A 24,792-nucleotide genomic window follows, 5' to 3' on the forward strand; every position below is an offset into this window, starting at 1 on the left:
CCCGGATAAGCAAAGAGCCCCGCGAAGGCGGGGCTCGATATCGATCAGCGGTTGGAGACGGCCGTGACGTGGCCGAGGAACTCGTCGGGTGGCTGATACCCGACCACCCAGTGCTGACGCACCCGCTCACCCGAGGCATCCCAGAAGATGATCCCCGGCGGTCCGTACAGGTCGAAACGCTTGAGCAATGCCTTGTGGTCGGCGTTGTTGGCGGTCACGTCGGCCTGCAACACCAGAAAGCCGCTCAACTCCTCGATCACGCGCGGATCGCTGAAGGTGTTGTGCTCCATCTCCTTGCAGGAGATGCACCAGTCGGCGTAGAAATCGAGCATCACCGGCTGACCGGCGGCCTTGGCCTGTTCGAGCGCCTCGTCAAGTTCCTGCTCGTTGTCGATCATGCGGAACTCGAGTTCGGCAACCTGGCCGCCACCGCCGCCCAGTGACAGGCCGGCCAGTGGCGCAAACGCCGTGCCCTTGGCCCCGGCGGCAACCCCGATCAGCATCAGGGCGCCCCAGAGTAGCAGCACCAGACCCAGCGACTTCCACAGGCGCAACCAGCCCGAGGCGGCTTCACGCAGCGATTCGGTCGCCCCCATGTAGACCGCCGAGGCGATCAGCAGCGCGGCCCACATGAGCTGGGTGACGGCCGGTGGCAGGAAGCGCTCGAGCATCCAGATCGCCACGCCCAGCAGCACCACGCCGAACACGGCCTTGACCGCATCCATCCAGCCGCCGGCCCTGGGCATGTACTTGCCGCCGAGTGTGCCGACGAGGATCAGTGGCAGACCCATGCCGATCGACAGGGCGAACAACGCCAGGCCACCGACGACGGCATCACCCGTCTGGCCGATGTAGATCAGGGCGCCGGCCAGCGGCGGGGCCATGCAGGGGCCGACGATCAGCGCCGAGAGGAAGCCCATCACGGCCACCCCGGTGAGCGTGCCGCCCTGCTGGCGATTCTGCGCCTGCATGATGCGCGACTGGATCGAGGAGGGCAGTTGCAGCTCGAAGAAGCCGAACATCGACATGGCCAGTGCGACGAAGATCGCGGCGAACACGCTCAGTACCCAGGGGTTCTGGAAGGCCGCCTGCAGGTTGGCGCCGAACAGACCGGCCAGCACGCCGGCAACCGTGTAGGTGACGGCCATCGCCAGCACGTAAACCACCGATAGCACGAAGGCCTTGCGGGTGGTGATGTGCTCGCCCTGGCCGGCGATGATGCCCGAAAGGATCGGGATCATCGGGAAGACGCAGGGAGTGAACGCGAGCAGTAGACCAAAGATGAGGAAGCCCAGGATGACCGCCCAAGGGCTGCCATCGATCAGGCGCTGGGTGATCATGTCGGTCTCCGAGCCCGCCGGGGCGGCGGCCTCGGTGGCGGTGTCGGTCGACGCGCCGTTGCCGGCCGGTGCTTGGCCACGATCGTCGCCGAGCGAGTCCATCTCTTCCAGCGGCGTCAGTTCACCGGTATCGCCCGGCACCTCGTCGAGGCGCTCGGCGTCCCCCGAGGCCGGATCGATCCGCCAGGCCTTCTCCATCGGCGGGTAGCACAGGCCCATGTCCGCGCAACCCTGGTAGCCGATCACCAGTGTGTAGGGGGCGTCGGCGTCGATCGACAGTTCGGTTTCCAGCTGGTCGTGGAAGACCCAGACGGTGCCGAAATTCGGATCGTCCTTGCGCTCGCCCTCGCCGATGTAGGCAGCTTGAATTTCCGCGCCTTCGCCGACGGCGGCCTTGGTGCGATCACGGTACAGGTAGTACTCGGGCGTGATATCGAAGCGGACGAACACGCTCCCGTCATCGACGATCACCTCGGGGACGAACGCCTCTTCGGGGTCCATCGGCTCGTTGCTGCTGCCACCGAAGCTGCCCAGGCTGATGCCGCCATCGCGGGAGTTGGCCCCGGACTCGGACACTTCTTCGGCCGGGCTGTCGGCGCCGGTCTGGGGCAGGTCGACGGTGAGCTCGTGGGTCTCGGGTGGGTAACAGACCCCGTGGATGTCGGAGCAGCCCTGGTATTCGACCGTGACCGTCGCCTCGCCGCCGGACGCGGATTCGATTGGTACGCGGGCGGTGAAGTCCTCCTTGTAGACGAGGGTTTCGCCGAAGACCGGGTCGTCGTCGATCACCGCCTCGGGAAGTTGCGCGTCACCCAGTTCGACCCCGTCGCCACCGTTGATCTTCAACTTGTCCTGATAGAGGTGGTAACCCTCGACCACGCGGAAATCGAGGCGCAGTTCACCATCGTCATGGTTGGCCTCGACGCCGAAGGCCTCTTCCGGCCCCAGCAGTTCGGGCTGGGCGTTTGCCGCCGTCTGCCAGGCAAGCGCGACGGTGACAAGCAGGAAGGCGGCGATTCGCACCCACGGTGCGGTCAGGGAGTGGTTTGAACGCATTGCTGAACCCATTCGGAATAAGACTGGCTGCTTTCGGCTGGCAGGATGACCACCTCGGGGCAGTCGTAGGGGTGGAATTGCTCGATCGCGTCCTTGAGGTCGTCGATACGCTCGAGGCTGGTCTTCATGTGCAGCTGGTATTCCTCGTCGCGGCACAGCTCGCCCTGCCAGTGGTAGGCCGAGCGGACCGGGCCGACGATGTTCACGCAGGCCACTAGCCCATCGGCCAGCAAGCGAGCGCTGAGTTCGTCGGCCGCGCGAGGGTCGTCCAGTGTGGTGATGACCAGTGCTATTGTGCTTTGCTCGATCGTCATTATCGTGATTGCGTCGGCTCGTTGAGTCGCTGTTCGTCCTTACACGTTTCAGCCGGCCCGGCCTTGGTCCACCTGGTGGGCGGCGAGTTCCGCGGGGCGTCTGTGGCTCGACCCGCGATCGCCCGATGGACCGAAAATGCCAACCGGTTGACGACAGGAAGCCTAGCGCTGCAATCGTTAGACGGCAAACAAATCCATCTCAATCCCGAGAAGTCATGCGAAAACTGTCCGGATTCATCCTCTTTCTACCCCTCGTGGAGCTGGTGCTCCTGATCGCGATGGGCGCGGCCATGGGGTTTCTCGTCACGCTGCTGTGGATCGTCGCCACCGGTGTCTGGGGCGCGTGGCTGATGCGCACTGCCGGGCCCAATGCCATGGCACGCGCCCAGCGTGACGTCGCGGCCACCGGTCGGGGGCAGATCGACGGACTGGGCGTGGCGGCCAATTTCCTCGGCGGGTTGCTGCTGCTGTTGCCGGGGCCGCTAACCGACCTGTTGGGATTGGTGCTGGTCACGCCGTTCCTGCGGCGACTGGCGTTTGGCGCGTGGCTTGCCGGGAAGATGCAGCAGGTCGTGGTCGAGCGTGGCGGGTTCGGTACCGGGCCGCAGGGGCCGTTCGGTCCCGGCGCAGACGGCAATGTCTACGATGCCGACCCGGACGACATCCGGCGGGACGAGCCACGTGATCCGCGACGACTCGATCGCGAGCGCGATCGTGACTAGCGAGCGCTTTGCTGCCGCGTTGACGCGGTAGTCGTTCAGCCTTTGCCGTCGAGAATCCGTCTGGCCAGTGCCTGGCCGTTCTCGAGGCAGTCACCCACGGCGATGCCCTCGCGCCAGTTGCCGATCAGCGACAGGCCGGGGTGGTTCTCGAGTGCCTGATCGAGCCGCTCGATCCGGGCCAGATGGCCCAGCTCGTACTGTGGGATCGCGCGCGGCCAGCGACTGACGCGCTGCCAGACCGGCTCTCCCTCGATGCCAAGCAAGTCGCCCAGGTCCTTGCCGACCTGGCGGGCCAAATCGGCATCGCTCATCTCCAATGCCTCGGGGTCCTGCCGCCCGCCGATAAAGGCGGTGATCAGCTTGTGACCGTGCGGTGCGCGATTGGGGAACAGCGTCGAGGAAAACAGCGCGCCCAGCGTCCGTCGGTGTTCGCGGCGGGGAATCAGCACGCCGAAGCCGTCGAGCGGGTGGGCCAGCACGCCGGGTGGAAAGCCCAGGGCGACGGCGGCGACCGGCGGGTAGACGATCTCGTCGAGTGGCTCGGCCAGCAGCGAGTCCAGTGGGCGCAGCAGTGAGGCGCTCACGTGTGCCGGCGTGGCCAGTACGAGCCGATTGGCCTGCCAGGTCGTACCGTCCTGATCGGTCACTTGCCAGCCGCCATCGCTCGCCTCAATGGCCTGCACGCGGCGGCCACAGGCGATCGTGCCACCGCTCGACGAGTCGATCTCGGCGGCAAGCCGGTCGGTGAGTGTCTGGATGCCGCCCGGGAAGCTGATCAGCTTGCCGCGCCATTCGGATGGCATGGGCTCGTTGTCCTCGCGGCGCTCCTGTTTCGCCCGTTTCATGGCGGCCAGTCCGCCGCGGATCAGCGAGCCGTGCTCACGTTCCATGGCGGCGAGTTTGGGCATGGCGGCCTGGACGGACAACCGGGCCGGGTCCCCGGCATAGACGCCGGAGACGAACGGGTCGACCAGGTAGTCGAGAATGTTCCGGCCTAGGCGTCGCTCGACGAATTGGGCCAGTGTTTCCTCGCCCGTTCCGCGACGCACCCAGGGCTCGCGCAGGATGCGGCCGATGCTGCGCGGCCCGAGCAGCGGGTTGAAAGGGGCGTTGAGCGGATGGGTCGGCAGGGCCAGCACCCGCTTGCCCTTGGCGATATAGCGCTTCTTGCCCGCCTCGCCGGCGAAGATCGCCTCGTCGGTCAGATCCAGTTCCTTGAGCAACCGATAGAGCGGTGGTTTGACCATCAGGGTGTTCGGGCCGATCTCGATCTGCCATTCCCCGTCGCGACGGCTCTGGATATTGCCGCCGGGCGTGTCACCCGCCTCGAGCACGGTGACCGGCTGTCCGCCCCGCGCCAGCGCCCAGCCGGCAGCGAGCCCGCTGGCGCCCGCGCCGATGATCAGCGTGTCGGTCGATTGCATCTTGCCGGGGGCGTCGTGGTCGCTTGCTGTCATGGCATCTCGTGACGTCGTCAGGGCACGTGCCTGTGCTTGCCGTGCTCTGGGTTGCTATGTCTGTTCGGGGCTCGAGTGTACTCTACCGGTTCGATCAAATTCGGCAGATGCACTGTCAGGGACGTTATGGACGAATCGCACGCCGTTGGCGGCAGCAATAGACCCGAGGGCCTGCCTCGGGCCGTGGTATTGGGCGGAACCGGTTTCGTGGGCCGGCACCTGGTCCGCGCGCTCTCCCAGCGGGGCTGGGAAGTGGTGGTGCCAAGCCGTCACGCCGCACGTCACCGGGACATGGGGCTGTGGCCGAGCGTGGTGCTGGTCGACATGAATCCCCCCGCCCGGTCGGATCTGGCGACCCATCGCGGCTCCCCCGAACTGGCGGAACTGCTCGAGGGCACGGACTTGCTGGTCAACCTGGTCGGCATCCTCAACGAGCGCCGGCACAACGGCAAGGGCTTTGAGCGGGTGCACATCAAGCTGACCAAGGCCGCCCTGCGTGCCGCTGCCGATGCGGGCGTGCCGCGTTATCTGCACATGAGCGCGCTGGGGGCAGACGAGGACGAAGGTGTCAGTCACTACCAGCGCAGCAAGGGCAAGGCCGAGAACTGGGTGCACCGTTTCGGTCGTAAGCACGACATTGCCGTGACCAGTTTCCGCCCGTCGGTGATCTTCGGTCCGGGCGACTCCTTCCTCAACCGCTTTGCCGACCTGGCTAAGCTGATGCCGGGCATCTTCCCGCTGGCCTGCGCGGGGGCACGCTTCTCGCCCGTCTTCGTGGGCGACGTGGTGCGTCGCTATGTCGAGTCGATCGATGATCCCCAGGCCGATGGCGCGCGTTATGACCTCTGCGGTCCGCATGACTACTCGCTGGGCGAGTTGGTGCGTTATGCCGCGTCGACCAGTGGTCATCCGCGCTGGGTGGTCGGCCTGCCGATGTGGCTGTCGCGCATTCAGGCACGCGTGATGGAGTGGCTGCCGGGCAAGCCGTTCAGCCGCGACAATCTCGATTCCTTGCAGAGGGACAATACCTGCTCGCCGGAGTGTCCGCGTGAGCCCACCCGGCTCGAGGACGTCGCCCCGGCGTACCTTGCCCCGGGCAATGGCGGCCCCGGCAGGAGCGCGCCTCGTCGCGGCTAAGCCGGTGGTAGGATAGTCCCCTATGCCGCCCCGGATTACTCCACTCGCCGGGGCGTTTCATCGTTTTTGACTACTGATCGAGGCCCAGCCGTGGAATCGGAAAAACCAACCCCCGCACCGCGTCGCTCGAGTAACGCCGAGCATTACTTCGAGCACTTCCTGTTCGGCGCCCGTTGGATCCTGGCCCCCGTCTACCTGGGGCTGGTCGGCGCGATGCTGATCCTGCTGGTGAAGTTCGGCTCCGAGCTCTGGCATCTGCTCAGCCACGCCTTTTCCCTGAGCGAGTCCGAGATCATTATCGGCGTGCTGACGCTGGTGGACGTGGCGTTGATCATGAACCTGCTGATCATCATCATCTTCTCGGGCTACGAGAACTTCGTCTCGAAGATGGATGACCTGCATAGCCACCATGACCGCCCCGAGTGGATGGGGCATATCAGCTTCACCGATCTCAAGATCAAGGTAATCGGCTCGATCGTCGCCATCTCGGGGATCGAATTGCTCAAGTCCTTCATGAATGTCGAGAATCTGAGCGACCGAGAGATGGCCTGGATGGTGGGTATCCACCTGACCTTTGTCGTCTCCGGCGTGCTCTACGCTGTGATGGATCGCTTGCAGGGCAAGGGTCACTGACGATCCGACGCATGAAAAACCCTGCCGCTGGCGGGGTTTGTCGTTTCAGGTGAGGGCAGGCCGCGCTCTGCCGCTGATACCCCTCACTCCCCGATGTCCTCGTTCCAGAGGCTTGGATGCGTCTCGATGAACCGCTGCATCAGCTCGATGCAGCGCGGATCGTTCACGACCGTTACCTCCACGCCGTGTTCACGCAACCCGTCTTCCTCGCCGAGGAAGGTCCGGTTCTCCCCGATCACCACGTGCGGTATCCCATAGAGCCGGATGGCGCCCGCGCACATCGGGCAGGGCGACAGCGTGGTGTACAGAGTGCACTCCCGGTAGAAGGCCGCCGACCGGCGACCGGCCCGTTCCAAGGCATCCATCTCGCCGTGCCGAATCACACTGCCGTCCTGGATACGGCGGTTGTGGCCCCGCCCGACGATCTCGCCGTCGTGCACCAGCACCGCGCCGATGGGGATGCCGCCCTCGTCACGGCCCGTCCGGGCCTCTTCGAGGGCCGCATCGAGAAAGGGGTCGTGGTTCATGGTGAGCGCCTCCGCTGGACGTTGGTATTTTCACGATACAAAAAAACCCCGCCAATGGCGGGGTTTCCTGTAAGCGGTGTCCGGCCGGAAGGCCGGGGTAACCGGTCTTACATCATGCCGGGCATACCACCCATGCCGCTCATGTCGGCCGGCGGGGTGCCGCCGTCGTCCTTGCTCGGGAGCTCGGCGATCATGCACTCGGTGGTGATCATCAGACCGGCGACCGATGCAGCGTTCTGCAGCGCGGTACGGGTGACCTTGGTCGGGTCCAGGATGCCCATCTCGACCATGTCGCCGTACTCGCCGTTAGCGGCGTTGTAACCGTGGTTGCCCTTGCCCTGGCGTACGCCCTGGACGACGACCGACGGCTCGCCACCGGAGTTGGAGACGATGAAGCGCAGCGGGTCTTCCATGGCGCGCAGGGCGATGGAGATACCGGTCTGCTGGTCGACGTTGTCGCCCTTGAGCTCGCCGAGGCTGGAAAGCGCGCGGATCAGCGCGACGCCGCCACCCGGGACGATGCCTTCCTCGACGGCGGCACGGGTCGCGTGCAGCGCGTCGTCGACACGGTCTTTCTTCTCCTTCATCTCGACTTCGGTCGCAGCACCGACCTTGATCACGGCAACGCCGCCGGCCAGTTTCGCGATCCGCTCCTGGAGCTTCTCCTTGTCGTACTCGGAGGAGGTGTTCTCGATCTGGGTGCGGATCTGCTCGACGCGGGTGTCGATGTCGTCCTTGGTGCCAGAGCCGTTGATGATCGTGGTGTTCTCTTTGGTGACCACGACGCGCTTGGCGGTACCCATGTCGTCGAGGGTGACCTTGTCGAGGGTCAGGCCGACCTCGTCGGAAATCACCTGGCCGCCGGTAACGATGGCCAGATCCTGCAGCATGGCCTTGCGACGATCGCCGAAGCCCGGTGCCTTGACGGCCGCGACCTTGACGATGCCGCGCATGGCGTTGATGACCAGCGTGGCCAGTGCCTCGCCTTCGATGTCCTCGGAGACGATCAGCAGCGGCTTGTTCGCCTGGGAGGCCGCTTCCAGGGCCGGCAGGAGATCACGGATGTTCGAGATCTTCTTGTCATGCAGGAGGATGTACGGGTCCTCGAGCTCGACGCTCATCTGCTTCTGGTTGTTGACGAAGTAGGGCGACAGGTAGCCGCGGTCGAACTGCATGCCTTCAACCACTTCCAGCTCGTCCTCGAAGCCCGAGCCTTCCTCGACGGTGATGACGCCGTCCTTGCCCACGCGCTCCATGGCCTCGGCGATAATCTCGCCGACCTTCTTGTCGGAGTTCGCGGAGATGGTGGCAACCTGGGCGATCGCCTTGTTGTCGGTGCAGGGCTTGGAGAGGTTCTTGAGCTCGGCAACGGCTGCCTCGACGGCACGGTCGATGCCGCGCTTGAGGTCCATCGGGTTCATGCCCGCGGCGACGGCCTTGACGCCTTCGCGGACGATGGCGGCGGCCAGTACGGTTGCGGTGGTGGTGCCGTCACCGGCGACATCAGCGGTCTGGGAAGAGACTTCCTTGACCATCTGCGCGCCCATGTTCTCGAACTTGTCTTCCAGCTCGATCTCGCGGGCGACGGAAACGCCGTCCTTGGTCACGGCCGGTGCGCCGAAGCTCTTCTCGATAACGACGTTACGACCCTTCGGGCCCAGGGTTACCTTGACGGCGTCGGCAAGCAGGTTGACGCCACGCAGCATGCGGTCGCGGGCGCTGGTAGAAAAGCGGATTTCTTTGGCAGACATAGTCAATATGCTCCTTGATTGATTCGATTCCGGGGGGACGCGTTAGCGCTTTCCGCGGGCAATTCAGTCTTCGATGACGGCGAGGATGTCGTCTTCGCCCATCATCAGCAGCTCATCGCCTTCGACCTTCACCTTGGCGCCGGCGTACTGGCTGAACAGGACCTTGTCGCCAACCTTCACGCCCATGGCACGGACCTCACCCTTGTCGTTCGACTTGCCCGGGCCGGCGGCGATGATTTCGCCACGGTTCGGCTTCTCGGCAGCCGAGTCCGGCAGAACGATGCCAGAGGCGGTCTTGCGTTCTTCTTCTTCGCGCTTTACCAGCACACGATCATGCAAAGGACGGATTTTCATGCGGTTACTCCATGCGTTGACATAGAAAAAGGATTTTCGACGGTGTTTGTTCGCGTCGGGGCGGGAAAACTCGGCGGAGCCGCCGTTGTTAGCACTCACCCGACTCGAGTGCCAATAGTAGGAACGGCCCCGGCGATTTCAAGAGGTGGGGAAGAAAAAAGTTCGCGGTCCGCCCACCGCGAGACGAGCGGGTTGGCGGCGTGCCTCGGTGGGATCACGTGAATCGGTATAATGCCGGCCAACCTAGCAGGCGCATCGATACGGCCTGCGACATGCGAATCCAGCCAGGAGAGAACACATGGGCTTCGACAAGATCACCATCCCCGAAGGCGACAAGATCACCGTCACCGCCGACGGCACGCTGACCGTGCCGGATCGGCCGATCATCCCCTTTATCGAGGGTGACGGCATCGGCATCGATGTCACGCCGGTGATGAAAAAGGTCATTGACGCGGCCGTCGAGAAGGCCTACGGCGGCAAGCGCCAGATCGCCTGGATGGAGGTCTACGCCGGTGAGAAGTCGACCGAAGTCTACCCGGACGGCAGCGGCCTGCCCGCCGAGACCATGGAAGCGATCCGCGACTACGTCGTCTCCATCAAGGGCCCGCTCACCACGCCGGTCGGCGGCGGTTTTCGTTCGCTGAACGTCGCCCTGCGCCAGAAGCTTGACCTGTATGTCTGCCTGCGCCCGGTGCGCTACTTCACCGGCACCCCCAGCCCGGTCAAGCACCCGGAGAAGACCGACATGGTCATCTTCCGCGAGAACTCCGAGGACATCTACGCCGGCATCGAGTGGGCCGCGGGTACCCCGGAAGTGAAGAAGGTGATCGACTTCCTGACCCAGGAGATGAACGTCGAGAACATCCGCTTCCCGGAGAGCTCGGGCATCGGCATCAAGCCGGTCTCCGAGGATGGCACCAAGCGCCTGGTGCGCCGCGCGATCGAGTACGCGATCGCCAATGACCGCGAGTCGGTCACCCTGGTGCACAAGGGCAACATCATGAAATTCACGGAAGGGGCCTTCAAGAACTGGGGCTACGAGCTGGCGAAGGAAGAGTTTGGCGCCGAGCCGCTCGACGGCGGCCCGTGGATGAAGCTCAAGAACCCGAACACCGGCCGCGAGATCGTCATCAAGGACTCGATCGCCGATGCCTTCCTGCAGCAGATCCTGCTGGTGCCGGAGGAATACGACGTGGTCGCCACCCTGAACCTCAACGGTGACTACGTCTCGGATGCACTGGCCGCGCAGGTCGGCGGCATCGGCATCGCGCCGGGCGCGAACCTCTCCGACACCGTCGCCATGTTCGAGGCCACTCACGGCACCGCCCCGGACATCGCCGGCAAGGACCTCGCGAACCCGTCGTCGGTCATCCTGTCGGCCGAGATGATGCTGCGCCACCTCGGCTGGACCGAGGCCGCCGATGCGGTCATCAAGGCGATGGAAGGCGCGATCGCCAGCGGTAACGTCACCGGCGATCTCGCCCGCCTGATGGACAAGCCCAACCAGATCGGCTGCAAGGCCTTCGGCGAGGAGCTGATCCGCCAGATGGACTGATCGTCGTCCTGACAGCGAGTGATAAACGTGCAGGCGCGTCCGGGTATTTCCGGGCGCGCCTGCTACGCTTCTGAGGCAGGAAAATTGCCTGCGTCGTTCCCCAGGAGGCGCGCCATGGAACCCCTCATCGACGCCAGTGCCGTCTGTCCCTACTGCGGCGAGCCGGTCGACTTCTCGATCGATACCAGTGCCGGCGAGCAGACCTTCGTCGAAGACTGCAGCGTCTGCTGTCAGCCGATCGTGGTGACCATCAAGTGGACCGCCGAAGGCCCGACCCTGGAACTGCACCAGGAAAACGAGTGACCGGGCCGTCTGGAGAGCGGTTCGACGCGCGTGTTACCATCTCGCCGCCTCCCGACTGCCCATGTAGCTCAGCTGGATAGAGCAACCGCCTCCTAAGCGGTAGGTCGCAGGTTCGAATCCTGCCTTGGGCGCCATCTTTCCGTCTTCAGCGATTTCTTGCTGTTTCTCGAAACCGCCCGACAGCACCGACCACGTATCCCTCCGCTTCCAGCAAGTTGTAAAGCGGCGCGATAGTTTGCGCGGTTTTGCTAGGTAAGGCAGCTGCTACTGCTGGCGAGGGGATCCAGCCACCATGAACAGCTTGAACTGCACCCGGACGACTCGAAGGAATGAGAGCCCAGAGAACACCGCCAGCCCGACCCATATGGACCAGAAGATTGTGCCAAGCGGCAGGAAGAATCCCACCATCGAAATAACCGCAAAGGCGAACGATCCGTACACAGCTTGGGCCAGAATATTGACCAGGTCGGCCATGTATCCCGCTTCGGTCAGCTGCTTCATGAAGCGCGCTCCACGAATGCTCATGATCACGGCCTTGGATGTTGCCAAAAATGCCGTGAGGATTGAGCCAACCGTAAGCGAGGCAGTCAGTATCGCGTTGATGCGTGTCTCATCTGGCATGCCGGCCTTGGCGAAGAAATACCATGCGAGTCCGGACGCGCACCCAAGCGCGAAGGGGCCTAATGACCGAAGCCAGCGTCTCATGTCGTGTTCTTGATCTGTTCAGACCAACCTGCACGGGCCCGATGTAGACGGTCCCATCGGTCAGCGACTGGATACCTGCGATCTTCCCCGGATTCGAGATCCGTGAAGTCCACAGTAAGCGTTGGCTTGATCAGGTTGATGATTTCCATGCGGCTCTCGTTATCTTCCTTGCCGGCAAATTCAGCTTTCCTTACTGCTTCCTTGTTGCGCCCCAGCAATTGATTCAGCCCGTCCAACGCGCTTTTCACGAAGCCCGTCTCCAAACCGTCGTGCTGGCCTGGCCCCATGCTGAATCGGACCTCCATGTTATTGGCGCCCGCTTGCCCTGCGGCGGTTATGGCTTCTTCCAGGGGGAGGCCATTTTCCCGATCCGCCGCCGTCACTTTCGAAATCGCCATGCCGACAGTGAATGACGAGAAGTGCTCTTTCTTGAGCAGCCTTTGCTCGACACTCTTGTCGTAAATTACCTGGAAGTCACAAGCGCAGTTTTCGCCCTCGAAGTAGATGTTGAAGTAGTTTTCGATGCTGGCCACCCTTGGGCCAAAGTGGTTGTACTGCACGATAAGGTGTCCGGTCTTCGGTAGATACAACGCTGCCGTCTGTTCCCCGAACCCCTCGTCTTTCTTGAGAGGGAACCCCTCGGTCTTTTTCATGCGATGCGCCTTGCCCGGACCATGATCGAATCGCAAGCGCGAGAAATCCATTACCCAATACGGGTCGGCCTCGGTGCCACCCTTTGTGACATCATCCAGTCTTATCTCCTTGTCAGCCACCACGCGGAGCCGGTCTTCGATCTTGTCGCCACTGATCCGCTCGATCACCTGCTCCAGCGGTATCGCCTGATCCGGCTGTTGGGCCTTGTACAACTGCACTCGCATCCGACCTGCCATAAAGCAAACGCTTCCTCTCGTATTGGTTCCATGGTCACGAGCGAGCGTAATCAATCTGCCTTTGCGAATCTATCGTTTGTTTAGGATGCGGTTAACACATCCCCTGCGCGTGGCTTGCCCGCCTTAACCACTAGAAACGCTTGGATGGTCTCTTAGGCGGTCGGGTAATCGCACCGCATCTGGGAAAGGCAAAGGAACCAAGCTGACTCCTGGAAATCGAAATGGCGGGATCGCTCGAGTGTCATGGTCTGACCACTGCCCTTGGCGTCATTTCTGTTGGGACTTCGCGAGATCGTAATGGGTGAAAAACCGACGTTCGTGGGAGGTGGTCGCCCGGGCTGGTATCAGTGGGAATGCCACAACCCGAACGCGGTACCGGTCGAGCTTGCACTGCGCTGTCCGGCGACCGGAGCCACATTCCGGCTTCTGGCCCGTCCGGGGCGAAGTACCCGCCGGTTCGTGCCGGGTGGGGCGCTTGGTGACGATTGTCGGTTGACGGTCCTGACGTCCGGTGACCGGGGCGATACGCAAAACGCCTTCCGTCGGGTGAGTCGTTTCGCTGCCTGGTTGGGGCTTTGGTCGCGCCTGCGCCAGCTTGACCGGGATTTCCGCGGGCTTTCGCGGCGTGCTTGCCTGCGGGTGTGGCTTTCCTGGCTGGTTTCCCGGCAGGCGCGCGAGTTGGCGCTGCGTCGTTACGAACGCACCTGCTTTTCCTGGCCCATCGAGGCGGAATATTCCTCGTGGCTTCGACACGAGTCCGAACGCGTTGCCTCCGATCTGGTGACGATCGGAGGCGGGCGAGGGCAAGTGCCCGCGGTTCGGTTCTCTCTCCTGATGCCAGTGTCTGCCGCAGACCCGGCGCTTCTGCGCGAGGTGCTGGATTCGTTGCGGGCGCAATCGTTTGCGCATTGGGACCTTTGTATCGCGCTCCACTCCGGTGCCGACGAAGACGTTCGTCAGGTGTTGGCCGAGGCGAGCGGACAGGATGTGCGAGTGTCATTGTTGTCATGGGCGGCAGGGGAAGCGCTCTCCACGGCGCTGAACCGTGGCTTGTCACGCGGCGCCGGCGATTACGTGGCTCTGCTGGGGGACGAGGATCGGTTGGCGCCGGACGCCTTGATGACCGTGGCGCAGGTTTTACGCGCCGCGCCGGGATTGCAGTTGCTGTACGCCGACGAAGACAAGGTGTCGGGCGGTGGCGAGCGCTTCGATCCGCATTTCAAGCCGGACTGGAATCCGGATCTCGCGCTGGCGTACGACTACGTCTCCCGCCTATGTGTGTATCGGCACGATCGTCTGCTTGCCGTGGGCGGGTTCCGCGAAGGATCCGAGGGTGCCCTGGGTGATGCCCTGGAAAAGGCCGGGGAACATGACCTGCTGCTGCGTTTCACGTGCGGTCTGGCGCCTGAGCAGATCCATCATGTCCCTCAGGTGTTGTATCACCGGAGATCGGCGGGTGATGGCGCCGGCGTGTCGATGAAGGGCGCGGGCAATGCCCGTGAGGCTTGCCTGCGTGCCGTGACGGACCATCTCGCCGAGGTGGAGCCAGCGGCCTCCGTGGAGCCGGCGGACGTTCCGCACGCCTGCCGGGTGCGCTGGCCGCTTCCCGATCCGCCACCGCTGGTCAGTCTGGTCATCCCGACGCGAGACGGGGTGGAGATTCTGCGCCCTTGCGTCGATGCGATTCTCGAGCGCACCGACTACCCGAACCTGGAAGTGCTGGTGGTCGACAACGAGTCCCGCTGCCCGGAGACGCTCGCCTATCTCGATGAGTTGAAGCGCGATGCGCGGGTGCGAGTGCTGGAATGGCACCGCCCCTTCAATTTTTCGGCCATAAACAACCATGCTGTCGCGCAGGCTCGGGGCGACCTCATCGGGCTGGTCAACAACGACATCGAGCCGATTAACCCCGATTGGCTGGACGAGATGGTTCGGCAGGCCTGTCGTCCGGAGATCGGCTGTGTCGGGGCGAAGCTGTATTACCCGAACGGGCGGATTCAGCATGCCGGCGTGATTCTTGGCATCGGCGGGGTGGCGGGCCATGGCCACAAGCATTTCCCAGGCGAGCATCCCGGTTACTTCTCGCGGCTGAAGCTGGCGCACAACGTCTCGGCCGTCACCGCCGCCTGCCTGCTGGTGCGTCGATCGGTTTACGACCAGGTGGGAGGGCTGGACGAAGAAAACCTGCCCGTGGCCTACAACGACGTGGACTTCTCGCTCAAGGTCCGCGAGGCGGGTTATCGCAACCTATGGACGCCCTACGCCGAGGCCTACCACCACGAATCCGTTTCCCGCGGTGGTCGCGACACGCCGGAAAAACGCCGCCGCTTCAAAGGGGAAATCACCTATATGCGAACGCGTTGGGGCAAGGCACTCGACAACGATCCAGCCTACAACCCGAATCTCACCCTGGCGCATGAGGATTTTTCTCTGCGTTGACCGGACTAACCGGGGGCGGCGATGGCCGCCGTTGTCCCCGCAAGGGTCGGGACGAGGATGGTTTTTCTGAACTGTACGGGGGTGGTCGCGTCGGCGGCGATTCACATTGATGGTGTTGCATGAAATCTGACCAGCCGCGTTTCGCTACTGGCCACGAGCAGGTGATCGTGGTCGAGGAGCGGCGGAACCCGTCAACCGACTTCTTCGTTCGCCCCCATGTGACCGGCGTCAGCGGTCACGATGCCGAGCTTGTGCCACTGGAGTTCCCGCCTGGCATGCCACCGGCGCCGGGTACCTGGTTGGTATTCACCCGCTATGTCACCGAGGCATGGCGGCGATGGGTGGCGCGGCACCATGACCGGATTGCTGGCGTCAGTTTCTTCATGGATGACGACCTGTTCGACCCGGCGGCCTGGGCAGGGCTGCCATGGCGCTACCGCTGGAAGCTCTATCGACTGGCGATGCGTCATCGGGTGTGGCTTGAGCGCATTGGGGCGGAGCTGCTGGTCTCCACGCCGTATCTCGCCGAGAAGTATTCAAGCTGGTCGCCGACCGTGCTGCCTCCGGTGTCACCGTACCCTGAGGGGGCGGGATTCGATCCCGACGCAGCGTGCGTTTTCTACCACGGCTCGGCATCCCACCTGGCAGAGCACCGCTGGCTTTGCTCGGTGGTGGACGCGGTGCTTGAACAGGTGCCGGCGGCAACATTCGAGGTGATCGGTGATCGGCGCGTGGCACGCGCTTACGCGGGGCTGCCGCGTGTGTCGGTTGTCTCGCCGATGGGCTGGGAAGCGTACCGCGCGTTCGTGACCCGTCCGGGACGCGCGGTCGGGGTCGCCCCCCTGCTGCCATCACGGTTCAATGCGGCCCGCTCGCCGACGAAGCTGCTGGACATCACCGCAGCGGGGGCGGTTGGGGTATACGCCAACGATCCGGTTTATCGCGACAGCGTTGCCGACGGCGTGAACGGCCGACTTTGTCCCATGGAGCCGGAGGCCTGGGTAGAGGCGATCGTTTTCTTACTTGAACAACCCGACGCCCGCCGTGCGGTCTGGGAGGCGGCTCGCTCATGACCTGTGTCGGGCACTTTTCCGCCGGCATGGCGCGCATTGCCACCTTGCCGGTCTTTCTCGAGGCGGAGCTTGTGCGCATCCGCCCCTGGCGATCAACGTCTCCCGAGGTGATGGCCGGCTGGGGGCGCAAGCCCAGCTGGGAGAAGGCGCGTCGCTATGCGGCGCACCACCGGGTGCCCTTGTGGACGCTCGAAGACGGTTTCTTTCGCTCGCTCGGGCTGGGGGTGGCGGGATCGCCCGCGCACAGCCTGATCGTCGACCCGGTGGGCATCTATTTCGATGCCACGGCGCCGAGCCGGCTCGAGCAGATGATCCTCGCGGACGATCTCGATGCCGAGACCCGGCAACGGGCGCAACGTTTGATGCAACAGGTGGTCGACTGGCGCCTGTCTAAGTACAACACCGCGCCGGATAGCCCGTTGCCACCGAGTGAGGGCCGCCCCCGGGTGCTGGTGATCGACCAGACGCTCAACGATGCCTCCGTGCGGTACGGGCTGGCCGATGCCGAAACCTTCCGGCGGATGCTGGACGAGTCCATCGCGGATAATCCGGGCGCGGAGATTCTGGTCAAGATTCACCCGGACGTGCTGGCCGGCAAGAAGCAAGGGTATCTGCTCGAGGCGGCGCGGGCGGCCGGGTGCACGCTCCTTGCCGAGCCGCGTTCTCCCTGGGCGGTGCTTGATGCCGTGGATGCCGTCTACACGGTCACGAGCCAGATGGGGTTCGAGGCGTTGCTGGCGGGCAAGACGGTGCATTGTTTCGGTATGCCGTTCTACGCCGGCTGGGGCCTGACTTGCGACCGCCAATCCAGCCCCCGGCGCGGGGTGAGTCGGGACCTCGTGGCCCTGTTTGCCCATGCGGTGTTGCGCTATCCCCGCTATATCAATCCGTACACCCGGCAGCCTTGCTCACCCGAGGAAGCACTGGGGCGCATCGCCGAGCAGTACCGGCAGCAGGAGGCCAGCCGGGGGCGGTGGCAGACCGTTGGCCTGTCGCGACGCAAGCGGCGATTCGTCGCCGACTTTCTCGGCGCGGCGGCCGACGTCTCCCATGTCTCGCCCGGGTCGTTGCCATCCTCGATGGACGACAACGCGATGGACGACGACGCGCGGGTGGTTGGCTGGGCCGCATCGATGCCGCCTGAGTTGCCGGAGCGCGCAGCGCAGGCGGGGAGGGCGTTGTGGCGCGTCGAGGACGGGTTTCTTCGGTCGGTGGGGCTGGGGGTGGACCTGGTCGAGCCGCTGTCGTTGGTGCTCGACTCGCGCGGCATCTATTTCGACCCGACGGCGCCCAGCGATCTTGAAGTGCTGTTGGGCGAAACCCGGTTTGACGAGTCCATGCGTGTTCGGGCGCGCGCCTTGCGCGAGCGGCTGGTGGCGCTGCGACTGACCAAGTACAACGTGGGGCACGCCTGTGACCTGAACGCGCCACCCGGGCGCAAGGTGATCCTGGTGCCGGGGCAGGTCGAGACGGATGCCTCGATCCGGTGTGGGGCCGGAGCCGTACGCACGAACTGCCAACTGCTCGAGGCGGTTCGTGCGGCCAACCCCTCGGCCTGGATTGTCTACAAGCCGCATCCGGACGTGATATCCGGCGCGCGAGTGGGCGAGGTGTCGAGCGATGACGGGCTGGTCGATCAGGAGTTGATCGATGCGGACATGCCAAGCCTGCTCGATCAGGTCGACGAGGTACATACCATCACGTCCCTGGCCGGCTTCGAGGCCCTGCTCCGCGGCGTGGCGGTGACCACTTACGGCATGCCTTTCTACGCGGGCTGGGGGTTGACGACCGACCGGCTTGACGCCCCGCGACGCGGCCGGTTGTTGTCGCTGGATGAGCTGGTCGCCGGCACCCTGATTCTCTACCCGCGTTACCGCGATCCCTCGAGCGGCGAGCTGGTCGATGTCGAGACGGCAGTCTCGCTCCTGGAGGCCTGGAAAAAGGCGCAGCCGGCCCAGAACCTGTCGTTGTTCCAGCGGCTCTATCGCCTGGTGCGCCGCCGCCGTTGAAGGCGGATTGTTATCCTCGAAGGCGTTACATACACTCCCGAATCACCTCCTGATCCAATCAACGGATGCGTCCGGGAAGTGGTCTTTAAAACAATCGCTTGAGGTTTTTATGGCGAGAAAACGTTTTTCGCCGGACGCGGTGAATCGCCGTCGTCGTGAGGCGGTCAAACTGCGACTCGATGGCCTGACGGTGGCGCAGGCGGCCAAGCGGGCCGGGGTGAGTGCGCCGACCGTGACGGCTGCCTTTGCCGCCTTCAAGCGCGGCGGCTGGCCGGCCGTGGATGTGGGGCCCCGTGGGCGGCCACGAAAGACGGAGAGTCAGCCGACCGAGAACGTGGGTACGGTCCTGCGTGACCTGCTCGTTGAGGAGCCGGGACGATGCTGGGACGCGGAACAACTGGCCGAGGCGGCCGAGCAACGTACCGGTACCCGGCCCGATGCCCGTGCGATCCGTCGACAGTTGAGCGACTGGGGGCTGGTGCCGCGCCGCCGCTCGATGCCGCGCGGCAAGACCGGTCCGATCGGCAAGAGCCTCGAGTGGGCGCGTGTCCATGACGCCACCGTTATGGTGGGGGCCGTGCGGAATGTGCCTGTCGAGGCGCCATTGGCGGGCGGTTATCAGTTGACCGTCCAGGATGCACGGGGGCGACTGTTGTTTGCCATGTACACCCAGCCGGTCCGCGCACATGAGTATGTTGCCTTCTGGCGGGCGGCTGCCGAGAAGATCGGCGGCCCCCTGGCGATCGTCACCCGGGGCATCGCGGTGCAGACGCCAGCGTTGCAACAGGCGCTGCGGCCGTATCGTCACCGCCTCAGGGTGGTGGGGCGTGCCCGCAGCTCCCGGCCGGTGGCTCGACAGGAGCATCAACCAACACCGAATAAGAACAGGCGCGAGAGCCGGACGGTGACCACGCTGACACACCTGCAACGGCTCGAGGCCGAGAGCATTCACATCATGCGCGAGGTGGTGGCCGAGACCGAGAACCCGGTCATGCTGTACTCGATCGGCAAGGACTCGGCGGTGATGCTGCACCTGGCACGCAAGGCATTTGCGCCGGGCCCGCCGCCATTCCCGCTGATGCACATCGACACCCGCTGGAAATTCCGGGCGATGTACGAATTCCGGGACAAGATGGCCGAGGAAGTCGGCATGGACCTGCTGGTCCACGTCAACCCGGAAGGCGTGGAGAAGGACGTCAATCCGTTCACCCACGGCTCGGCGATTCACACCGAGATCATGAAGACCGAGGGCCTCAAGCAGGCGCTCGACAAGTACGGCTTCGACGCCGCCTTCGGCGGGGCGCGCCGCGACGAGGAGAAGTCTCGCGCCAAGGAGCGCGTGTTCTCGTTCCGCACCGCGCAGCACCGCTGGGACCCGAAGGGTCAGCGCCCCGAGCTGTGGAAGCTCTACAACGCCCGCAAGCACAAGGGCGAGTCGATTCGGGTGTTCCCGCTGTCGAACTGGACCGAGCTCGACATCTGGCAGTACATCTACCTCGAGAACATTCCGATTGTGCCGCTGTACTACTCGGCGGAGCGTCCGGTGGTCGAGCGTGACGGCACGCTGATCATGGTCGACGACGATCGCATGCCGCTCAACGAGGGCGAGGTGCCGATGATGAAGAAAGTCCGTTTCCGCACGCTCGGCTGCTACCCGCTGACCGGGGCGATCGAGTCCGAGGCGGACACGCTCACCGACATCATCCAGGAGATGCTCCTGACCAACACCTCCGAGCGCCAGGGCCGCGTGATCGATCACGATTCGGCCGCCTCGATGGAGAAGAAAAAGCAGGAAGGCTACTTCTGAGCGATTGGCCCGGGAGTGCCTAAAGTGGGTAGGAAAGAAAAAGGGGACCTGGAGTCCCCTTTTGTCATGTTGCCCGGGCCGTTTGCCCGGCCGATCTCGGCGATGTTGTTCCCGGTCCGCGATGCGCTCATCAGAACCGGGCGCTCGGGATGTCAGTCGCGATGGTCACGAATGATCAGGATGAGCATGTGCACGATCACAGCCAGGAAGAGGGTGATCAGGGCAAACACCACCGAGTTGTAGGTGCGCTCGGGCTCGACCGGGTACTCCGGCATCAGCGGGCTTTGCAGTACCGAGACCTGCTTGAGCTTACGAGCGGCCTCGATGCGCGTGTTTTCCAAGGCGGCGATTGCGCTGGAGTAGGTTTCCTGCGCGAACTCGGCCTGAAGTTCGAGTGTCTGGTAATGCGCCGATACCCGGTTGAGTGACTCGCCCGTCGCCTGGGCCAGCCGCTTCTTCTCCAGATCGATCTGCTCGCGCAGGGCATCGATCTCGCTCTTGACCTGCACCATCTCGGCTGATTGCCCGCTCTGATAGCTCGCGATGGCCTTTTGCCGGGCCGCGAGTCGGGAGAGTTCGCCCTCCAGGGACGCGACCACCTGGTTCAACGCCTCGACGGTCTGTGTCGGGGCGACCAGCCCCTCCTCGTTCTGGTAAGCCAGCAGGTCGTCGCGAGATTCCATCAGTCGGCTGTGCAGGCGCTTGACCTGTTTCTCCAGGAAGATCACCTGCTCCTCAGCCAGCCGCCGCCCCATCTCGTTCATGTGCGCTTCGCCCGCCTCCAGCAGGAGGTCCGCCAACTCCTTGGCAAAGGCCGGTTCGAATGCCTGGACCTTGATGTTCAACACCCCGGCATAATCGTCCAGCTCGACGCTGACGCGCTTCATGTAGTAGTCGTGCAGGTCCTCGATCGGCGCTTCAGCATTGTGAAGTCGGGTGAACCAATCGCCGTTCTGGCTGTAATGCTCGCGAAACGGCATCTCCTTGCTGATGCGCTTGAGCATGTCGACCGACAGCAGGTGTTCACGCAATAGCAGCAGATCCTTTTGGCCACTGGTGCCCCCGCTCATCAGCGACGAGAAGGACAGCTCCGGCGGCGCGATCTGCGGGCTTTCCAGGACCACCGTTGCCTTCGAGACATAACGGTCCTCGGCCCAGAGGTGCCAGTAGAGGGTAACGGCCGTAATTGCGACCAAGGCAATCAGCCAATGGGGTTGGATCTTGAGTTTCATGAATGCGGAGGTTCTTGCTGATTGGTGTTAGGGGAATTCGTCGTGTCGTTGCCGCCGCCGGGCGTCGGGTTCGAGTCGAGAAAGGCTTCGAGCTGCTCGATGTGCTGGCGTGTGGTCACCATGGCTGTCTTCCGCGCCGTGATTTCGGGGGCGGGTAGGCGAAGCTGCCGCGCCTTCTTCAGTGCCGTGTGCTGCTGGCGCCATTGCCGGCGATATTCCTTGAGCCACTTGGCTGCCTGCTCCTTGTCACTCGGCGTGAGGTCGGGCGGCGGGGCGTCATCGGTGTCCTTGTCGGCTTTCGACTCACCGCCGGTCGCGTCGTGGTAGATCTTGATCGCGTCGTTGATGTCGTCGAACCAGGTCGCGTGCCCGTTTTCCAGGTAAATGCCGGCATGGCATAGCTCCTTGAGGATGCCTTCCTGGTGCGAAACCATGATGAGACTGGCCTCGCCGATCTTGTCCTTGAAGGCCTTTTTCGCCTTTTCCTTGAACATTCGGTCGCCGACGGCCGTGGCTTCGTCCGAGAGGTAGATATCGAAGTTGAACGCGAGCGACAGGCCGAAGGCCAGACGTGCTCTCATGCCCGACGAATACGTGTTCATCGGCTCGTCGAAGGCATCACCGATCTCGGCGAACGACTGCACCTTTTCGATCACCTCGCGAACCTTGGCCTCGCCGCCGTGGATGCGTGCCACGAACTTGACGTTTTGCCGACCGGTCATCGACCCCTGAAACCCCCCGGTCAGACCGATGGGCCAGGACACGCGGCTATGTCGAATGACATCGCCTCGTTCCGGCGCATCCATTCCGCCGATCAGGCGCAGCAGCGTCGACTTGCCGGCGCCGTTTCGCCCCAGCAGGCCCACGTTGACGCCAGGCGGGATCGTCAGGTTGATGTCGCGCAATACCCAGTCACTGCCGTGATGATTGTGGTAGCGCTTGTACAGGTTTCGTATTTCGATCATTTGGCCTTGAGCCTCAACTCGAAACGAAGGTGCAGCATCAACCCCAGCGCGATCAGCCCCAGCGCCCAGTACCAGAGGTAGGTGATGTCGGTTCCCGGGAGTGGCTCGTAGTACGGGAAGAATCCCACCCGCATGTATTCGATGCCATGCACGATCGGGTTGTACATCAGGTAGACCAGCAGGTCGTGCGGCAGCAGGTGCAATGGCGCGATGACGTTGGAGAGAATCAGCAGCGGCAACGAGACGATGCGCACGAGCTTGCTGATTTCCGGCACCAGCGCGGACAGGGCCGACAGCGTCAGACCGGCGCCGATGCCGAGTGCCCAGAGCGACACCCAGCCTGCCATCGCCATCACGGGACGATCCGGCATCAGGTCCAGCTGGATCAACGCCCCCACGGCGATGAACAGCAGAAAGATCACGCTGCGGGTCATGCCCTCGAGATAACAACGCACCAGTACCGTGTCGACCGGTTTGACCTGTCGGTAGGCAAACAGTCCCTGGTTGGCCTCGATCGCGCCGATGGGGCGCTGCATGTTCTCGCGGAACAGGAAGAACCCCAACAGGCCGGTGATCATCCAGGGCACGAATTCCGCGCCGGCAATCTGCGCGTCGTGTCCGAGTACCACCACCCGTACGGCGATCATGATCGCCACGAAGGCGATGGGCTCGACGATCATCCAGAACCAGGCCAGCCGGTCCGCCATGAGCCGCGCGAGAAATTCGCGGACGAACAGCGCGCTCCAGACCGACCGGGTGACTTCCCAAGGCGGGCGGCCCGGCTGCGGCTGGTCGTGGATCGTGTCGGAACTAATGGCCATTACAGGTCCAGTGCTACCTTCGCGGCGATCGCGATCTGGTAAAGGATCTGCGTGATGTTGGTCGCCAACTGCAGGTTCTTGGTCGGTACCTTCGGCAGGACGAGAATCTCGTCACCCGGCCGGACGGTCGTTTCCCCGGCCTGGGCCACCTCACCGTTCGCGTGGACCACCAGGATGCGATCGTCATCGGCACGTGAGCTGAAGCCGCCGGCGCTTGCGATGTAATCCTTGATGTCGCGATCCGGACGGAAGACCACCGATTGCGGCATGACGACCTCGCCGCTGATGAGGATCGAGTCGGAGTGCTCCGGCAGGGTCACCACGTCGCCGTCACGAAGGCGCAGGTTGGTTACCTGTCCGTTGTCGGCGACCACGAGTCGACCGTTGGGCTCGACGTCGCGGGCCCGCTTGACGAACTCGGTGATCAGCTCGGCTTCCTTGACCCGGATTTCGGCCTCTTCCGGCGTCGAGGACGAGGCGCCGAGATAGGTCGACTCCAGCCGCTGCAGGTTTTCCTCCAGGGCGATTTTCTGACGCTCGGCGACGCTTTCCCGACGAATGGACACGTCCTTCGTCGCCGTGAGTTCCGGCGGCACCGCGACGGCGTCGAGCAGCTCGTGCAGCGAGGCATCTCGCGGGAGGACGTACCGGGACGGCCCGAAGAAGCTCCCCTCGAGCTGAACCACGATGTACTCCTCGCGCTGGTCGCTGGAGAAGAGGACGTCATCACCGTTCTTGAGTGGCGTACTGGTGAAGTCATCGAGCGCCACATACTGTGAAATCGGCTTGTCACCGCGGAACCCGCGCAGCAGCACGTGCGAGACATCGGATTTCAGACGGGCCAGATCCAGGAGCGTCTTGCCGTTGGAGCCGTCCTCCACGAGTTCGAACGCGTACGGTCGAGCCACGTCACCGGTGACGGCCACGGTCGGTCCTTTCTCGCGCACGATGATGGTGTCGCCGTCCTTGAACTGTGGACGGGGAAGCTCGCCCTCGAGCAGGAAGTCGTACAGATCCGCCGAGGTAATGACCTTGCCGTTGCGGATCACGTCGACCTGGCGATAGCTGCCCATCACCGGGTCGATGCCTTCGGCCTGCGCGATGAAGTACAGAAGCGAGTCCGTCGGCACCCCGGCATACCGGCCCGGGTTGTTGACAAAACCCGTGACGTACAGGGCGACGGGTTGTACACCCTGCAGGTTGGTATAGACCTCGACGTTTTCCGGGTAGACCGAGCGGATGGCGCCGGTGATCCGGCTGTTGAGTTCGCCCGCACTCGCGCCTTGCACCGGCACGGGGCCCACGCCGGCGATGAAGACATTCCCCTGCGAATCGACCGAGAGGACACTCTGCATCTCCACGGCACCCCAGACGCGCAGATTGATCTGGTCGCCCGGCACGACGCGGTAATCCGGGTTCACCCCGTCGGCGCGGGTGTCGCGGAAGCCGCCCTCGAACAGGTGAGCGCCGAACGGAGGCAGCGATTCCTCGTCAATGCTCGTCTCGCCCTTGCCCGAGGTGCCCCAGGACCCGACTGACCAGTCGGCCCGTGCGCGATCGTCGATTTCTTCGGGGACGGGTTTCGCCTGCTCGTCCTCGCTCAGACCGCTGGTGCCCGACCCCGGCATCTCTTGTGCCGAGGCGGTGGGTAGCCACAAGGTCAGTGCGAGAAGACTGGCCATGAATAGGGGAAAAACGTTTG

Annotated in this window: 21 protein-coding genes, 1 tRNA gene and 1 pseudogene; 11 read left to right on the top strand and 12 right to left on the bottom strand. The window is 63.9% G+C overall.

Annotation, left to right across the window (positions count from 1 at the left end; genetic code table 11):
- Window positions 1–44: 44 nt before the first annotated feature.
- Together dsbD and cutA are read right to left on the bottom strand one after the other, a co-directional pair.
- Window positions 45–2,396: a protein-disulfide reductase DsbD gene (gene dsbD / locus VWP12_RS05125; protein WP_410474878.1), complete on the bottom strand. Its 2,352-nt coding sequence runs from the start codon at window positions 2,394–2,396 to the stop codon at window positions 45–47.
- Window positions 2,375–2,710, bottom strand: a complete 336-nt coding sequence (gene cutA, locus VWP12_RS05130; RefSeq protein ID WP_240031431.1) for a divalent-cation tolerance protein CutA — start codon at window positions 2,708–2,710, stop codon at window positions 2,375–2,377. Before cutA ends, dsbD begins: the two co-directional genes overlap by 22 nt.
- A gap of 215 nt (window positions 2,711–2,925) precedes the next feature.
- On the opposite strand from cutA, the gene VWP12_RS05135 reads away from it, so the two are divergent.
- The gene (locus tag VWP12_RS05135) at window positions 2,926–3,432 is read left to right on the top strand and encodes an FxsA family protein (RefSeq protein WP_158611773.1); all 507 of its coding nucleotides are present in this window, start codon (window positions 2,926–2,928) and stop codon (window positions 3,430–3,432) included.
- A 35-nt stretch (window positions 3,433–3,467) separates the two neighbouring features.
- Here the strand turns inward: VWP12_RS05135 and hemG are convergent, their stop codons facing one another.
- Window positions 3,468–4,889 carry a protoporphyrinogen oxidase gene (hemG, locus tag VWP12_RS05140; RefSeq protein WP_410474879.1) on the bottom strand — a complete coding sequence of 474 codons (1,422 nt, stop codon included), beginning with the start codon at window positions 4,887–4,889 and terminating at the stop codon, window positions 3,468–3,470.
- Between the two features lie 126 nt (window positions 4,890–5,015).
- Between hemG and VWP12_RS05145 the strand changes: the two genes are divergently transcribed.
- Both VWP12_RS05145 and VWP12_RS05150 read left to right on the top strand, forming a co-directional pair.
- Window positions 5,016–6,026, top strand: coding sequence for a complex I NDUFA9 subunit family protein (locus tag VWP12_RS05145; RefSeq protein WP_410474880.1), 1,011 nt, complete (start codon window positions 5,016–5,018; stop codon window positions 6,024–6,026).
- A 90-nt stretch (window positions 6,027–6,116) separates the two neighbouring features.
- On the top strand, window positions 6,117–6,659 hold the full coding sequence (locus VWP12_RS05150) for a TIGR00645 family protein (protein WP_125198840.1): 543 nt from the start codon (window positions 6,117–6,119) through the stop codon (window positions 6,657–6,659).
- Between the two features lie 83 nt (window positions 6,660–6,742).
- Here VWP12_RS05150 and VWP12_RS05155 read toward each other — a convergent pair whose 3' ends face one another.
- The 3 genes from VWP12_RS05155 to groES form a co-directional block, all read right to left on the bottom strand.
- Entirely contained in the window at window positions 6,743–7,186 is a 444-nt protein-coding gene (locus VWP12_RS05155) for a nucleoside deaminase (protein ID WP_410474881.1), read from the bottom strand.
- A 107-nt stretch (window positions 7,187–7,293) separates the two neighbouring features.
- Window positions 7,294–8,937 carry a chaperonin GroEL gene (gene groL, locus VWP12_RS05160; protein ID WP_410474882.1) on the bottom strand — a complete coding sequence of 548 codons (1,644 nt, stop codon included), beginning with the start codon at window positions 8,935–8,937 and terminating at the stop codon, window positions 7,294–7,296.
- A gap of 63 nt (window positions 8,938–9,000) precedes the next feature.
- Window positions 9,001–9,291: a co-chaperone GroES gene (groES, locus tag VWP12_RS05165; RefSeq protein WP_125198860.1), complete on the bottom strand. Its 291-nt coding sequence runs from the start codon at window positions 9,289–9,291 to the stop codon at window positions 9,001–9,003.
- A gap of 298 nt (window positions 9,292–9,589) precedes the next feature.
- Here groES and icd point away from each other — a divergent pair, with 298 nt between their 5' ends.
- The 3 genes from icd to VWP12_RS05180 all read left to right on the top strand — a co-directional run bounded on the left by icd (window position 9,590) and on the right by VWP12_RS05180 (window position 11,283).
- Window positions 9,590–10,846 carry an NADP-dependent isocitrate dehydrogenase gene (icd, locus tag VWP12_RS05170; protein ID WP_410474883.1) on the top strand — a complete coding sequence of 419 codons (1,257 nt, stop codon included), beginning with the start codon at window positions 9,590–9,592 and terminating at the stop codon, window positions 10,844–10,846.
- Between the two features lie 114 nt (window positions 10,847–10,960).
- Window positions 10,961–11,149 carry a CPXCG motif-containing cysteine-rich protein gene (locus VWP12_RS05175; protein WP_125198844.1) on the top strand — a complete coding sequence of 63 codons (189 nt, stop codon included), beginning with the start codon at window positions 10,961–10,963 and terminating at the stop codon, window positions 11,147–11,149.
- 57 nt (window positions 11,150–11,206) lie between these two features.
- Window positions 11,207–11,283 (top strand) — tRNA-Arg (locus VWP12_RS05180).
- Between the two features lie 130 nt (window positions 11,284–11,413).
- Here VWP12_RS05180 and VWP12_RS05185 read toward each other — a convergent pair.
- Window positions 11,414–11,854, bottom strand: coding sequence for a hypothetical protein (locus VWP12_RS05185; protein WP_410474884.1), 441 nt, complete (start codon window positions 11,852–11,854; stop codon window positions 11,414–11,416).
- Complete coding sequence (locus VWP12_RS05190; RefSeq protein ID WP_410474885.1) at window positions 11,851–12,726, bottom strand: DUF6731 family protein; 876 nt, start codon at window positions 12,724–12,726, stop codon at window positions 11,851–11,853. Before VWP12_RS05190 ends, VWP12_RS05185 begins: the two co-directional genes overlap by 4 nt.
- 315 nt (window positions 12,727–13,041) lie before the next feature.
- Here VWP12_RS05190 and VWP12_RS05195 point away from each other — a divergent pair, with 315 nt between their 5' ends.
- The 5 genes and pseudogenes from VWP12_RS05195 to cysD all read left to right on the top strand — a co-directional run bounded on the left by VWP12_RS05195 (window position 13,042) and on the right by cysD (window position 20,072).
- The gene (locus VWP12_RS05195; protein WP_410474886.1) at window positions 13,042–15,183 is read left to right on the top strand and encodes a glycosyltransferase family 2 protein; all 2,142 of its coding nucleotides are present in this window, start codon (window positions 13,042–13,044) and stop codon (window positions 15,181–15,183) included.
- A gap of 119 nt (window positions 15,184–15,302) precedes the next feature.
- A complete protein-coding gene (locus tag VWP12_RS05200; protein WP_410474887.1) occupies window positions 15,303–16,256 on the top strand; it encodes a glycosyltransferase in 954 nt (317 codons plus the stop codon).
- Window positions 16,253–18,265: a capsular polysaccharide biosynthesis protein gene (locus VWP12_RS05205; RefSeq protein ID WP_410474888.1), complete on the top strand. Its 2,013-nt coding sequence runs from the start codon at window positions 16,253–16,255 to the stop codon at window positions 18,263–18,265. Before VWP12_RS05200 ends, VWP12_RS05205 begins: the two co-directional genes overlap by 4 nt.
- Window positions 18,266–18,374: 109 nt before the next feature.
- Window positions 18,375–18,521: pseudogene (locus tag VWP12_RS05210) on the top strand (helix-turn-helix domain-containing protein); the annotation flags it as partial.
- A gap of 405 nt (window positions 18,522–18,926) precedes the next feature.
- Window positions 18,927–20,072 carry a sulfate adenylyltransferase subunit CysD gene (gene cysD, locus VWP12_RS05215; RefSeq protein WP_410474944.1) on the top strand — a complete coding sequence of 382 codons (1,146 nt, stop codon included), beginning with the start codon at window positions 18,927–18,929 and terminating at the stop codon, window positions 20,070–20,072.
- A gap of 152 nt (window positions 20,073–20,224) precedes the next feature.
- Here the strand turns inward: cysD and VWP12_RS05220 are convergent, their stop codons facing one another.
- The 4 genes from VWP12_RS05220 to VWP12_RS05235 are packed head-to-tail and all read right to left on the bottom strand — an operon-like array spanning window position 20,225 to window position 24,772.
- Window positions 20,225–21,304, bottom strand: a complete 1,080-nt coding sequence (locus VWP12_RS05220; RefSeq protein WP_410474889.1) for a chain-length determining protein — start codon at window positions 21,302–21,304, stop codon at window positions 20,225–20,227.
- On the bottom strand, window positions 21,301–22,269 hold the full coding sequence (locus VWP12_RS05225; RefSeq protein ID WP_410474890.1) for an ABC transporter ATP-binding protein: 969 nt from the start codon (window positions 22,267–22,269) through the stop codon (window positions 21,301–21,303). The genes VWP12_RS05220 and VWP12_RS05225 overlap by 4 nt, the downstream gene beginning before the upstream one ends.
- A complete protein-coding gene (locus VWP12_RS05230) occupies window positions 22,266–23,090 on the bottom strand; it encodes an ABC transporter permease (RefSeq protein ID WP_410474891.1) in 825 nt (274 codons plus the stop codon). Before VWP12_RS05230 ends, VWP12_RS05225 begins: the two co-directional genes overlap by 4 nt.
- Window positions 23,090–24,772: a polysaccharide biosynthesis/export family protein gene (locus VWP12_RS05235; protein WP_410474892.1), complete on the bottom strand. Its 1,683-nt coding sequence runs from the start codon at window positions 24,770–24,772 to the stop codon at window positions 23,090–23,092. The genes VWP12_RS05230 and VWP12_RS05235 overlap by 1 nt, the downstream gene beginning before the upstream one ends.
- Between the last annotated feature and the right edge of the window lie 20 nt (window positions 24,773–24,792).

The organism is Guyparkeria sp. TX1 (assembly GCF_046523965.1).
Lineage (GTDB): Bacteria > Pseudomonadota > Gammaproteobacteria > Halothiobacillales > Halothiobacillaceae > Guyparkeria.

Excerpts from the sequence above, each read along its gene's own strand:
- VWP12_RS05155 (WP_410474881.1), bottom strand. The coding sequence starts at position 7,186 with ATGAACCACGACCCCTTTCTCGATGCGGCCCTCGAAGAGGCCCGGACG.
- cysD (WP_410474944.1), top strand. The coding sequence starts at position 18,927 with ATGTACACCCAGCCGGTCCGCGCACATGAGTATGTTGCCTTCTGGCGG.
- VWP12_RS05220 (WP_410474889.1), bottom strand. The coding sequence starts at position 21,304 with ATGAAACTCAAGATCCAACCCCATTGGCTGATTGCCTTGGTCGCAATT.
- VWP12_RS05225 (WP_410474890.1), bottom strand. The coding sequence starts at position 22,269 with ATGATCGAAATACGAAACCTGTACAAGCGCTACCACAATCATCACGGC.
- VWP12_RS05200 (WP_410474887.1), top strand. The coding sequence starts at position 15,303 with ATGAAATCTGACCAGCCGCGTTTCGCTACTGGCCACGAGCAGGTGATC.
- VWP12_RS05175 (WP_125198844.1), top strand. The coding sequence starts at position 10,961 with ATGGAACCCCTCATCGACGCCAGTGCCGTCTGTCCCTACTGCGGCGAG.
- VWP12_RS05185 (WP_410474884.1), bottom strand. The coding sequence starts at position 11,854 with ATGAGACGCTGGCTTCGGTCATTAGGCCCCTTCGCGCTTGGGTGCGCG.
- VWP12_RS05205 (WP_410474888.1), top strand. The coding sequence starts at position 16,253 with ATGACCTGTGTCGGGCACTTTTCCGCCGGCATGGCGCGCATTGCCACC.
- dsbD (WP_410474878.1), bottom strand. The coding sequence starts at position 2,396 with ATGCGTTCAAACCACTCCCTGACCGCACCGTGGGTGCGAATCGCCGCC.
- VWP12_RS05195 (WP_410474886.1), top strand. The coding sequence starts at position 13,042 with ATGGGTGAAAAACCGACGTTCGTGGGAGGTGGTCGCCCGGGCTGGTAT.
- VWP12_RS05145 (WP_410474880.1), top strand. The coding sequence starts at position 5,016 with ATGGACGAATCGCACGCCGTTGGCGGCAGCAATAGACCCGAGGGCCTG.
- cutA (WP_240031431.1), bottom strand. The coding sequence starts at position 2,710 with ATGACGATCGAGCAAAGCACAATAGCACTGGTCATCACCACACTGGAC.
- VWP12_RS05235 (WP_410474892.1), bottom strand. The coding sequence starts at position 24,772 with ATGGCCAGTCTTCTCGCACTGACCTTGTGGCTACCCACCGCCTCGGCA.
- hemG (WP_410474879.1), bottom strand. The coding sequence starts at position 4,889 with ATGACAGCAAGCGACCACGACGCCCCCGGCAAGATGCAATCGACCGAC.
- groL (WP_410474882.1), bottom strand. The coding sequence starts at position 8,937 with ATGTCTGCCAAAGAAATCCGCTTTTCTACCAGCGCCCGCGACCGCATG.
- icd (WP_410474883.1), top strand. The coding sequence starts at position 9,590 with ATGGGCTTCGACAAGATCACCATCCCCGAAGGCGACAAGATCACCGTC.
- VWP12_RS05230 (WP_410474891.1), bottom strand. The coding sequence starts at position 23,090 with ATGGCCATTAGTTCCGACACGATCCACGACCAGCCGCAGCCGGGCCGC.
- groES (WP_125198860.1), bottom strand. The coding sequence starts at position 9,291 with ATGAAAATCCGTCCTTTGCATGATCGTGTGCTGGTAAAGCGCGAAGAA.
- VWP12_RS05135 (WP_158611773.1), top strand. The coding sequence starts at position 2,926 with ATGCGAAAACTGTCCGGATTCATCCTCTTTCTACCCCTCGTGGAGCTG.